At 72.7% G+C, this 11,722-nt stretch carries 9 protein-coding genes; 5 read left to right on the forward strand and 4 right to left on the reverse strand.

Going from position 1 to position 11,722, the window contains the following annotated elements:
• From CCN39_RS00765 to CCN39_RS00775, 3 genes are all read left to right on the forward strand, one after another.
• The coding region (locus CCN39_RS00765) for a TOMM precursor leader peptide-binding protein (RefSeq protein WP_434781076.1) at nt 1-2,277 on the forward strand (2,277 nt) is incomplete at its 5' end.
• Between the two features lie 47 nt (nt 2,278-2,324).
• The gene (locus CCN39_RS00770) at nt 2,325-3,779 is read left to right on the forward strand and encodes a SagB/ThcOx family dehydrogenase (RefSeq protein WP_086837875.1); all 1,455 of its coding nucleotides are present in this window, start codon (nt 2,325-2,327) and stop codon (nt 3,777-3,779) included.
• Between the two features lie 82 nt (nt 3,780-3,861).
• Nucleotides 3,862-5,067 carry a sensor histidine kinase gene (locus CCN39_RS00775; RefSeq protein WP_244210556.1) on the forward strand — a complete coding sequence of 402 codons (1,206 nt, stop codon included), beginning with the start codon at nt 3,862-3,864 and terminating at the stop codon, nt 5,065-5,067.
• A 146-nt stretch (nt 5,068-5,213) separates the two neighbouring features.
• Here CCN39_RS00775 and CCN39_RS00780 read toward each other — a convergent pair whose 3' ends face one another.
• On the reverse strand, nt 5,214-5,819 hold the full coding sequence (locus CCN39_RS00780) for a response regulator transcription factor (protein WP_086837876.1): 606 nt from the start codon (nt 5,817-5,819) through the stop codon (nt 5,214-5,216).
• Nucleotides 5,820-6,032: 213 nt separating this feature from the next.
• Nucleotides 6,033-6,782, reverse strand: a complete 750-nt coding sequence (locus CCN39_RS00785) for a helix-turn-helix domain-containing protein (protein ID WP_086837877.1) — start codon at nt 6,780-6,782, stop codon at nt 6,033-6,035.
• Between the two features lie 456 nt (nt 6,783-7,238).
• On the opposite strand from CCN39_RS00785, the gene CCN39_RS00790 reads away from it, so the two are divergent.
• Together CCN39_RS00790 and CCN39_RS00795 are read left to right on the forward strand one after the other, a co-directional pair.
• Complete coding sequence (locus CCN39_RS00790; protein WP_086837883.1) at nt 7,239-7,418, forward strand: hypothetical protein; 180 nt, start codon at nt 7,239-7,241, stop codon at nt 7,416-7,418.
• Nucleotides 7,419-7,731: 313 nt separating this feature from the next.
• On the forward strand, nt 7,732-8,337 hold the full coding sequence (locus tag CCN39_RS00795; RefSeq protein WP_086837878.1) for a response regulator transcription factor: 606 nt from the start codon (nt 7,732-7,734) through the stop codon (nt 8,335-8,337).
• Between the two features lie 19 nt (nt 8,338-8,356).
• Here the strand turns inward: CCN39_RS00795 and CCN39_RS00800 are convergent, their stop codons facing one another.
• Both CCN39_RS00800 and CCN39_RS00805 read right to left on the reverse strand, forming a co-directional pair.
• Nucleotides 8,357-10,774, reverse strand: a complete 2,418-nt coding sequence (locus CCN39_RS00800; protein ID WP_086837879.1) for a sensor histidine kinase — start codon at nt 10,772-10,774, stop codon at nt 8,357-8,359.
• Nucleotides 10,775-10,956: 182 nt separating this feature from the next.
• Nucleotides 10,957-11,472, reverse strand: a complete 516-nt coding sequence (locus CCN39_RS00805; RefSeq protein WP_086837880.1) for a DUF899 family protein — start codon at nt 11,470-11,472, stop codon at nt 10,957-10,959.
• Nucleotides 11,473-11,722 lie beyond the last annotated feature (250 nt).

Here is an 11,722-nt window from a genome sequence, read left to right on the forward strand (position 1 = left end):
GACGGCGCCGGCGCCGTCCCGCCCCCGCGGGCTCCGGCGTTCCGGCGGCACCTGCGGGCGGAGGTCCACGCGGGCAAGGGGGCGTACCTGTTCTCCGAGCAGGGCGTGATCGCGATGCGCGGGGCGAAGATCGAGTCGCTGGCCGCGCTGCTGGACGGCACGCACGACCTCGACCGGCTGCTGCGGGTCCGTCCCGGCGGGATGGCTCCGGAGGAGGTGGCCGCGCTGCTGGCGCAGCTGGTCGACGCCGGCCTGGTGACGTTGCGCAGCCAGAGCGACGAGCACCGGCCCGGCGACGAACGGGCGCTGGCCTACTGGGACGCCTGTGGCGTCGACGCCGACCTGGTCGCGGCACGGCAGGGCACCGTGCGGCTGACCGCGGTCGGCGACAGCGCCGACGGCGTCGACCCCGGCGCGGTCGAGCGCGCACTGGCCGGCGCCGGCCTCGAGGTGGTGCGCCAGGGCGCCGGTCCCGCGGACCTGTCGGTGGTGCTGTGCGCCGACTACCTCGACCCGCGGCTGGCCCGGATCGACGCGGAGCACCGGCGGGCCGGGCGGCCGTGGCTGCTGGCGCGCCCGTTCGGGGCCCAGGTGTGGATCGGGCCGGTGCTGCAGCCGGACGGCGCGTGCTGGCACTGCCTCACCCACCGGCTGTGGGGGCATCGGCACGCCGAGGCGTGCGTCCAGGAGGAGCTCGGCCACGCCGGTCCGGCGCGCCGCCCGGTCTCGGCGCTGCCCCCGCTCACCTCGGCCGCCGCGCACCTCATCGCGCTGGAGGCGGCCAAGTGGGTGGCCGGCTACCGCCACCACGGCCAGCAGTGCGTGTGGACGCTCGACACGCTCGACCTGCAGGGCAGGCTGCACGAGCTGCGCCGCCGTCCGCAGTGCCCCTGCTGCGGTGACCCGTGGCTGGTGGCGTGGCGTTCGACGCGCCCGGTCGTGCTGCAGCCGGCCAAGAAGGCGACCACCGGGGGCGGCGGGCACCGCACGGCCACGCCGGCGCAGATGCTGGACCGGCACCGGCACCTGGTCAGCCCGGTCACCGGGATCATCAAGGAGATCCAGCCCGACCCGGCCGCACCGTGGTTCGCCAACGCCTTCCGCTCCGGGCCCAACGTCGCCCGCGGCGTCACCGGGATGGCCGCGCTGCGCGCCGGGCTGCGCTGCGAGAACGGGGGCAAGGGCGTCAGCCCGCTCGACGCGGAGGTCAGCGCGCTCTGCGAGGCAGCGGAACGGTTCTCCGGCAACTTCCAGGGCGACGAGCTGCGCATCCGCGGCTCCTTGGAGGAGCTGGGCGAGGAAGCCGTCCACCCCAACGCATGCATGCTCTTCGCCGACCGGCAGTACCGGGAGCGGGCCACCTGGAACCCCGCGCACGGGGCCTTCCAGCAGGTCGGCGAGCCGTTCGACCCGACGGCCCGGATCGACTGGACGCCGGTGTGGTCGCTGTCCGGGCGGCGCCGCCTGCTGCCGACGTCCTACCTGTACTACGGAACTCCGCGCGAGAGCGCGGCGCGCGGGGTGCGGGCCGACTCGAACGGCGCCGCGGCGGGCAGCAGCCCGGAGGACGCGATCCTGCAGGGCGCCCTGGAGCTGGTCGAACGGGACGCCGTCGCGCTGTGGTGGTACAACCGCACGCCGGTGCCGGGCGTCGATCTCGCGTCCTTCGCCGACCCGTGGCTGGAAGAGATGTCCGGCAGCTACGCCGGGATCGGCCGCGAGCTCTGGGTCCTCGACGTGACCGCCGACCTGGAGATCCCGGTGACCGTCGCGTTGTCGCGGCGGATCGACGGCCCGCACGAGGACATCATGCTGGGCTTCGGCGCGCACCTCGACCCGCGGATCGCGGTGCGGCGCGCGGTGACCGAGCTGAACCAGATGCTGCCGATCGTGCTGTCGTCGGGCCACGAGCTCGACGACCCGGACGCGCAGCGGTGGCTCGCCTACGCGACCGTCGCGAACCAGCCGTACCTGCGCCCCGCGGCGGGGCAGCGGATGCGGACCGCCGCGGACTTCCGGTTCGTGAACCGCGCGGACGTCCGCGACGACGTCGTGGCCCTCGGCGCGGCGTTCGACCGCGCCGGCCTGGAGCTGCTGGTGCTCGACCAGACCCGGCCGGACATCGGGATCCCGGTGGTCAAGGTGCTCGCGCCGGGGCTCCGCCCGTTCTGGAGCCGGTTCGCGCCCGGCCGGCTCTTCGACGTCCCGGTCCGGCTGGGCCGGCTCGACGCGCCGACGCCGTACGAGCGGCTCAACCCGTTCCCCATGTTCCTGTGAGGACGCCCGCGGGCGCCCGGTGTTCGTTGTTCGCTTGAGGAGTGGCCTTGCCAGCTGAGCGCCCGGAGGGGATCCCGGAGACCGTCCGGCTCTGGTCCCTCACCGAAGACACCCTGCTGGAGGCCGGGGACGACGACACGGTCGTCGCGATCACCTGGTGGGGCGAATACGAGCTGGCGGGTATCCCCGGGCCGGTCCGCGAATCGCTGAGCCGGATGGTGCTCGGGCCGGTGTCGATGGGCAACCTGGCGTCGTCGGCCGGCGGGGCCGCCGAGGCGTGGGCGGGCGTGCTGCGCCGGGTCCTCAACCGGCTGTCCGGCTCGGTGGTGCACTCGCTGGCGCTCAACGACGGCCGCGGGCCGGTGCTTTCCGCGATCCCGGTGACGCAGTCGCCGGTCTTCCCGACCGACCCGGTCCCGCCCGGCCGGATGATCAAGCTGTCCCGGTTCTCGGCGATGCGCCCGGACAGCGGCGGCCTGCTGCTCGAGTCGCCCCGCGCCCGGTACCGCGTCGCGCTGCTGCGGCCGCCCGCGGTGACCGTGGCTTCGTCGCTGGCCGGCCCGGTCACCGTCGCGCAGGTCGCCGAGAGCACCGGGCTGACCGAAGCGCTCGTCGCGGACGTCGTGGCGTTCCTGGTGTCCGCGGGCGTGGTGCTGGTGGCCGACGACTGGGCGGCGTTCGCCGAGGACACCGACGCCGAACTGGCCGTCTGGTCGCCCGACGACCTGATGTTCCACGCCCGCAGCCGGACGTGGCAGAAGGGCGGCCCGGCCGAACCGGACGCGCACCGGGCGGGCGCCGAGCCGCCGGTGATCAAGCAGATCACCGCGGGCCCGACCTTCCCGCTGCACCGCCCCGACCCGGCGGTGCTCAAGGCGACCGACCCGACGCTGGCCACGCTGCTCGAACACGACCACAGCTGCCCGGAGGTCACCGACCGCGCGTTGTCCGCCGAGCAGATCGGCGAGCTGCTCTACCGCGCGGCGCGGGTGCGCTCGATCGGGCCGGCCTACCTGCCCGGCGGCCCCGGCCACGAGGCGTCCCAGCGGCCGTACTTCAGCATCGCCTGCCTGTACGAGCTCGAAATCTACGTCGGGATCAACCGCTGCACGGGCCTGGCGCGGGGCATCTACCACTACGACCCGCTGTGGCACACGCTGACGCTGATCAACGACGACATGGGCGTCCTCGACAGCATGCTCGACCTGGCGATGATCGGCGCCGGCAGCCACCGGCGGCCCTCGGCGCTGCTGACGATGACCGCGCGGATGTCGCGGATCGCCTGGGTGCTCGGCAGTGCCGCGTACGCGACGACGCTGGTGCACGTGGGCGCCCTGCAACAGGTCCTCTACCTCACGGCGAAGGCGATGGGGCTGACGGCGCACGCCGTGCCGGTCGACGCCGGCGACCGCGTCGACCGCTCGCTGAAGCTCGAGTGGCCTGCCGAAGTGAGCGTCGGCGAGTGCGTGCTGGACTTCCCCGGCGGCGCCCTTTCCGCCTGACAGGAGGTCGGCCGGGGCCGCTTGCCCTGTTACCTTGGTGGCACTGGGATGCGGTGACGCGGGAGGGGCCGTGGTTCATCCGGTGCGGATTCGCGGAGCGGGACTCGGGGGAGGGGCCGGTGCGCGGGCTCGCGGCCGGGCCCGCCCGTCCGGGGAGGACCAGCCCGGTTTCCGCACGCTCGTGTTCGGTGCGCAGGCGGTGGCCGCCGCCGGAGTGGCGTTGCTGGCCTTCCTGCGGGTGGTGACCGGCCACGATTCCTCGCTCACGTGGCTGGTCGCGCTGGTCTGCGCCGCGACGCTCGCCTGCGGGCACCTGACCTGGTGCACCCACGGCCGGACCTGGCCTCCGGCGCCCGTCCTCGCCGTGCAGGCCGCGCTCGGCTTCCTGCCGTTGCTGCCGCTCGGAGCGCCGTGGGCGGCGGCGAGCGGGTTCTTCGCCGGCGGGGTGCTGCTGGCGTTCCGCCCGGCCCGGTCGGTGCCCGTCGCGCTGCTCGCGTGTGTCGTGGCGGGCCTTCTCCCGGCCCGGGCCGGCGGGCCCGGCGGCTGGGTGGACGAGGCCGTGGCGGGCACCGTGTCCGCCGGGGTGGCGGCGCTGGCGCTGTTCGGACTCGGCACGGCCGCCCGGCTGGTGGCCGAGCGCGCTGACGAGGTGCGCGAGCTGAAGCGCCGGGTCGTCGCCGAAGAACGCGAGCGGTTCTCGCGCGACTTGCACGATCTGCTGGGTCTCAGCCTTTCGGCCATCACCCTCAAAGGTGAACTTGTCGACCGGTTGGTGCTCGACCGGCCCGCGCTCGCCAAGGAGGAGCTGGCGGAGTTGCTGGTGATGTCGCGGCGCGCGCTGGCCGACGTCCGGACGATCGCCGCGGGCTACCGCGAACTGCTGCTCGACGACGAGTGCCGGGCGGCGGCGGACGTGCTGAGCGCGGCCGGGACCCGGGTGACGGTCGCCCGGTCGGGCATCGGCGAGCTCCCGCCGCCGGTGGCCACCGCCCTGGCCATGGTGCTGCGCGAAGGGGTGACGAACGTGGTCCGCCACAGCACCGCCAGCTGGTGCGCGCTCTCGGTGAGCACCGAGGACGGTGTGGCCTGGCTGGAGATCGTCAACGACGGCGCGGGCGGTGCGGGCGGCGGCGGGGTGGACTCCGGTGCGGGCCTGCGCAACCTCCTGGACCGCGTCGAGGCCCTGGGCGGCACGCTGACGACCGAATGGGACGCGGACGGCACCCACCGGTTGCTCGTGGCGATCCCGCTGCGCCCGCGGAAGCCAGGCCGGCGGCGGGCGAGCTGAGGGCTTCCCGCGGGCTCGTCGGCGACCGTGGCCGACCCGGACGGCCGGTGCGGTGGTGGGCGACCGGCGTGCGGGGAGGCCGAAGTCTTCGGTTCGCTTGGCGTGCGCCCCCGGCGCCGCGTCGAAGGCGAACTCGCGGATCGGGTTCAGAGCCACTCGGCTTCGGTGGCGATGCGAATGGCGTGGACCCGGTTGCGGGCGTTCAGCTTCGTCACCACGGCGGCCAGGTAGTTGCGGACCGTGCCGGCCGAGAGGAACAGTTCCGAGGCGATGTCGGCGACCGTGCGGCCCTTCGCCGCCAGCGCCAGGATCTCGATCTCGCGCGGGGTGAGCGGGCAGTCGTCGGTCTCCCAGGCGGCCAGCGCGAGTTCGCTGTCGATCACGCGGCGGCCGATCGCCACCGAGCGCACCGCGTTGGCCAGTTTGTCCGACGGGGCGTCCTTCAGCAGGAAGCCGTTGACCTTGGCGTCCAGCGCCCGGCGGACCGTGCCCGGCCGGCCGAGGCTGGTCAGGATCAGCGTGTGGATGCCGGGCAGGCTTTCGTGGATCTCGATCGCCGCGGACAGCCCGTCCTTGCCCGGCAGGTCGATGTCGATGACGGCGACGTCGGGCTGGCACGCTTTCGCGGCGGGCAGGATCTGGTCGCCCGAGGAGACCTCGGCGACCACTTCGATGTCGGACTCCAGGTTCAGCAGCGCGACCAGGGCACCGCGGACCATGTGCATGTCCTCGGCCAGCAACACCTTGATCACGACGGTACCTCGCACCCCAGTCCGACGACTCCGAACAGCAATTGTACGCCATTGCCCCGGCACTGCCGGTGTTTCCGCAAACGCACGGCGAATGCGGGAAATCCCCGGTATCGACGTTGGGCCGAATGGCTGCGAGGAACGCGGTGCGGGTGAGTCCGCCGCCCGGGGATTAACGGACGGCGGACTCGGCGGACCGGAATTGCACGCCGGCGCTCAGCTCGCCATCGGGCGGGACATCGCGGTCTGCCGCAGGTCCGGCAGGGCCAGCAGGAAGGGCGGGTCGAAGCCGTGCCGCGGGCGCAGCCGGACGTCGGCCAGGCTCGCGGTGACGCCGCGGGCGATGGTCACCGGCCCGGTGAGCCCGGTGAACGGCCGCTGCGCGTGGTGCTCGAGCGGGGTGGTTCCATAAGCGTGGGCGAGCACGTACCACGAGCCCAGCGGCACGTCTGCCAGCACGAACGGCCCCGGAGCCGGCAGGATGACGTGGCGGGCGGGTGCGCCCTCGGCGATCCGGGCGGCGAAGAGCCCGACGAACACCGGGCCGACCTCGGCCTCGGTGGACACGCGCAGCTGGCCGCGTAGCGTCGCCCCGGTGCCGGGCTGGGCCTGCCGCTCGGGGATCCGCGGCGACCGGCCGCGCAGCTGGCGGTAACCGGACGGCGGGATGCCCACACTGCCGCTGAAGCGCGCGCTGAACGTCCCGACGCTGTTGTAACCGACCTGGTGGCTGATGTCGGCCACCGAGATCACGGTCGTCGCGAGCAGGTGTTTCGCCTCCGCCAGCCGCAGGGCCGACAGGAACCGGCCCGGCGAGAGCCCGGTGACCCGCAGGAACACCCGGGTGAAGTGGAACTTGCTGAACATGGCCGCGCGGGCGAGGTCGTCGATCGTGAGCCGTTCGCCCAGGTTGTCTCGCATGGTCACGATGGCGCGTGCCACGGCTTGCCGGACGATCTCATCCATGGTGGGCCGTCCCCTCAGGTCGACGATGCCGCCCGATCGCCTTCCGGCGAAGGCGCCCGGTACGAGAATTGATTTCGGCTAAAACTGTAGGTCCGGGGCCGTCTACTTCTTAAGTGCTCTGTGCACCGGTCCGCATGGATTTCGCCGGTGGTCGACATGCGTTTTGCACATGCGGGGTTTCGGCTCGCCGAGACCGGGTACCCCGCTCGCGGCGGGTATGACGGTTTCGGGCCCGGCGGTCGCGCATGGCATCCAGTCGACTGCGCATCGTGACGAAATGGCCTCGGTTCGACATTCTTTCGACGACTTGTTAGCCCATTCGGCGTCTGCTCACCAACCGCGCAGACCATATGTAAGCCACATCACTCCGATGATTCGGGCACTGGCTGTTGCGGGGCCACTGGGCGACGATTTGTGGCACGGGAAACGTTCATCTTCGCCACTGGGGAGCACATTATGTCCGCACAGGTTTCCGTTGACGTCCGCGCCCTTTTCGCCGACATGGGTATCGAGTGCGGATCGGCGACGACCGACCTTGTCATCGACCGGTTCGAGCAGTGGGGTGAGAGTGTCTCGGCCGACGTCCGCCCGATCCGGGCGAGCGTGTGCCGCTTCGACGTCCTCGAGGCAGCCTGATCTGTTTCCGCAGTTCCGGACCTCGTCGAGCCGGTCCCGCCAGTTGCCTGCGAGGCGCCGGCGGGGCCGGCTCGTCGCATGTGGAGCGTGGAGCGCCGGGAGTCCACAACGAACCGCGCCGGAAGAATGTTGGCCTTTCACGGCGGTCACGGCTGGTAGCCGTCCGATCGCAAGCCGACGTTTTTAACCTGGTAGTTACGTCTGCATGTGCATTTCGCGGCAGCGCGGGCGAGAGGTGCCCGAACGGTGCAACCGATTCGTCAAGCGAAATGTTTAACTGAGCTTCTGGGGAATCGTGAGTGCGGAGGCACCCGTGATCAGAGTGCTGGTTGCCGAGGACATGCACATCGTGCGCGGGGCCCTCGTCGCCCTGCTCCGGCTCGAGCCCGACATCGACGTGGTCGCGGAAGTCGCGTCCGGGCTGGAGATCCTGGCCGAGGCCAGGGCGAAGCGGGCCCAGGTGGCGGTCATCGACATCGACCTGCCGGGCAAGGACGGCCTCACCGCGGCCGGTGAGCTGCACAAGCAGCTGCCGGAGTGCCGGACCCTCATCCTCACCAGCCTCGGCCGGCCGGGGACGCTGCGGCGGGCGCTGGACGCCAAGGTGGGCGGGTTCCTGCTGAAGGACGCTCCCCCCGACAAGCTGGCGAACGCCGTGCGCGGGGTGCTGGCCGGGCGCCGGATGGTCGACGGCGACCTCGCGCTGGCCGCCTGGGACTCGGTCGACTGCCCGCTCACCGCCCGAGAACTGGACGTGCTGCGGATGACCGCGCAGGGCTACGGGACCGTCGAAGTGGCCGCGCGGCTCTACCTGTCCGCCGGCACGGTCCGCAACTACCTGACGACGGTCGTGGCGAAGCTCAACGCCCGCAACCGGGTGGACGCCATCCGGATCGCCGAGGAGTCCGGCTGGCTGTGAGCGCCGGCGAGCCGGTGGTTCAGACCGGGACGACCGCGCGCAGCCGGAACCGGCCGTCCGGCTCGATCCGGGCCGTCAGCTCGCCCCCGAGATCCGCGACCCGGTACGAGAGGTTGCCGATCCCACTGCCGGGGGAGGTGTCGGCGGGGGCGGCGACAGTGGTCGCGATCCCCGGCGCGGAGACCTCCGGCCCGGCGGTTGCTTCCGGCTTCGCGGGTGCTGCGGAGGGTTCGGCCGTCCGGGGCCGGTCGCCGTTCCGCTCGACGCCGTCGTTCACGATGTCGAGGCTGATCCCGCCGTCCGTCCGGCGCATCGCGATCTCGCAGCTCTCCACCCTGCTGTGCCGCAGCACGTTCGTGACGCCTTCGCGCAGGACCACGGCCAGCACGGTGCGCACCGGCGTCGGCAGGTCTTCCTCGAGCATCTCCATGCGCACCCGGACGTCGGCGGCCGCCAGCACCGACCTCGCGGTGCGGGACTCGCTGTCGAGCGACAGTTCGCGGTAGCCGCTGGCCACGGACCGGACATCGGAGAGGGCCTGCCGCGTCAGGCCGAGGACCTCCAGCAGCTCCTCGGTGGCGCGGTCTCGGTCCAGCGGCAGCACCCGCGCGGTCAGCTCACTCTTCAGCGCGATCGCGGACAGGCTCATGCCGAGCAGGTCGTGCAGGTCGCGGGCGAAGCGCAGGCGCTCTTCGGCGAGGGCCATCTCGGCCAGCCGCCGCCGGGTCTGGTCCAGTTCGGTCACCAGCCGGACCAGCCACAGCAGCCCGAACACCGCCAGCCCCGTCAGCACGGTCGCGGCCGTGTAGAAGACGGTGGAGGTGACGTCCGCGCCCGAAATCCGCTGGATCTCCGCGTAGGCGGCGATGTTCAGGACGAAGAACGCCCAGCCCGCCACCGGGGGCAGGACCAGCAGCGCGCTGCCGATCAGCAACCCCGGCACGCTGACCCAGTGGGGGCCGAGCGGCAGCAGCGGGAGGTAGGTCAGGCAGGCCTGGACGAACAGCATGCCGTAGCTCTGCGCCGAACGGAGGTCGGTGGCGGGCCGGTTGAAGTACGAGAACTGCAGGGCCAGCAGCGCCAGGGTCGAGCCGACCACCAGGGCCACTTCCCACGGCCGGGTGGTCAGCTGGAGCACGTGCACCGTCGCACCGCACCCCATCAGCGTCATCACCACCGGCAGCAGCCGCCGGATCCGGCGGGACTCGGTTTCCGACCGCTCCTCGGCGTCGTAGGCGCCCGTGGTGCCCGAGCGTTCGGGCACGGGCAGCTCGACGCGCAGCCGGAAGCGGCCGTCCGCGCCGGTCTTCGCCGTCGCCGTGCCGCCGAGCGCCGCGACCTCGGCGGGCAGTTCCGTCAGCCCGCTGCCCGGCTCGAGGGCGGGGTCGCCCGCCGTCACGCCGTCGTTGACGATCTCGAGGGTGACCTTGCCGTCGTGGTGCCGGACGTCGATCTCGCAGTGCTCGACGTCGCTGTAGCGCAGGACGTTCGTGACCCCTTCGCGCAGCACCCTGGCCAGCAGCGTGCGGGCCTGGACCGGCAGGTCCCCCTGGTCGAGGTGGATCCGGACGGCGATCTCGGACGCCGACAGCAGCGATTCGGCCGTCCGGGACTCCTTCTCCAGCGACAGCTCGCGGTAACCGTGCGAGACCGCGCGGACGTCGGACAGGGTGCGCTGGGCGGTGGCGGTGATCTCGGCGAGTTCGGCTTTGGCGCTCGCCACGGACTTCCGCATCAGCCGGTGCACGAGCTCGCCTTTGAGCGCGATCGCCGACAGGCTCAGTCCCAGCAGGTCGTGCAGGTCGCGGGCGAAGGCCAGGCGCTGCTCGGCGACCGCGCGCTGGGCCAGCTCGGAGCGGGCCCGGTGGAGTTCGTGGACCATCCGGGCCAGCCGGGCCAGCAGGTAGAAGAGGATGCTGTAGAAGCCGGCCGCGATGACGCCGCCGTAGATGCTGTTCAGCAGGGTCGCGCCGGAAGCCTGGTAGACCCCGACGACGCTGAGGCAGACCAGGCCGAGCGCGGGCCAGGCGTACCGGGGCGGCAGCACCAGCAGGACCGCACCGCCGACGAAGTCCGGCATGTCCGCCCAGAGGATGCCGAAGGTGGGGATGGGGGCGTAGGCCAGCACGATCATCACGGCGAGCAGGACCCGGCTGGTCGTCGAGTCGAGCCGGGCGGTCGGGCGGCTGAACCACAGCAGCTGGATCGCCAGCAGCCCGGCGACGGCGGCGATGGCGGACACGGCGTGCAGGACGTCGACCGAAGACGGCAGCAGGCTGACGACGCCGATCACGCCGAACCCGGCGATGACCGCGACGATGATGGCCGACGCCAGGTAGGTGGCCAGCCGTGGGCGCCGGTCCGCCGCGGTGGTGCCGCGGGGTTCGGCGGTCGCTGAGCGCCCCGACGCGGGCTCGAGTGCGGCGACCGGAGACATCGAGGCAGACCCCCCGGAATCTGCGCGGCAGACCGGGCCGCCCGGCTGGCGCGGTCTGGGCGCTGTGTGCGTGCTGGACGTCGATCCTAACTCACGGCATCGCCCCGGAAGCGGTGCGAAAGCGCGCGGGTGCGGTCCCCGGCGGTCCCGGCCGGACGGCGGGCGGAACCGGGAATGTCCGCTCAGCGCCGGTCCGGCAGGTGCGGGAAGCCGTCCGGGCCGGCGAGCAGCCCCAGGAAGGCCAGGCGCGGCACGGCCACCGATCCGGTGTGCAGCACGGAACGGTCCGCCAGCCGGAAGAAGCTCAGCCCGGACTCGTCGTCCTCCCACGAGTCCCCGCCCTCCGCGCCGGGCACGTGCCGCGTCGCCGGGAAGTCGTCGGTGAACGCGGTGCCCGAGGCCGAGTACGCGGCCACGTTCCAGCCGAGGTGCCGCCGGTACTGTTCGAGCTTGGCGTACGGCGCGCGGGAGACGAGCACCAGCCGCAGGCCGGGGTCCTGCAGCGTGGCGGCGATGTCGGCGGTCGGCACGACGTCCGCGGGGCCGCTGTGGTCGGCCATCGGGTGGTGCACGGCCAGCCGCGGCCGCCCGTCGAACAGGTCCACCAGCGAAACGCGTCCCTGTGGGCCCTCGAACAGGTAATTGACCCAGGCCACGGCCCGGGGACGGTCCAGCTCCGGCACGGTCAGCTCCGTCATGACTCGTCCTCCCACGCAGTGGTCCCACAGCGGATTGTGGGCCCGCCGGGCCGGGCGGGCCCAGGGATCGGACCGGGAAGCGCAAGCTGGGAGACGCGCGGCACGGGGCCGTGGTGGAGAAGGCTTTCGCGGGTGGGCTCCGGCATTCCGCGGGTGGCACCTGTCGGTCCGCCAACCCGAAGCCTGATCGTGACTACGGACGGTGGTACCGCGTCAAGGTGGGAAAGCGTGCCTTGACCCGGCACCACCG

It is taken from the genome of Amycolatopsis kentuckyensis, from assembly GCF_002155975.1.
Lineage (GTDB): Bacteria > Actinomycetota > Actinomycetes > Mycobacteriales > Pseudonocardiaceae > Amycolatopsis > Amycolatopsis kentuckyensis.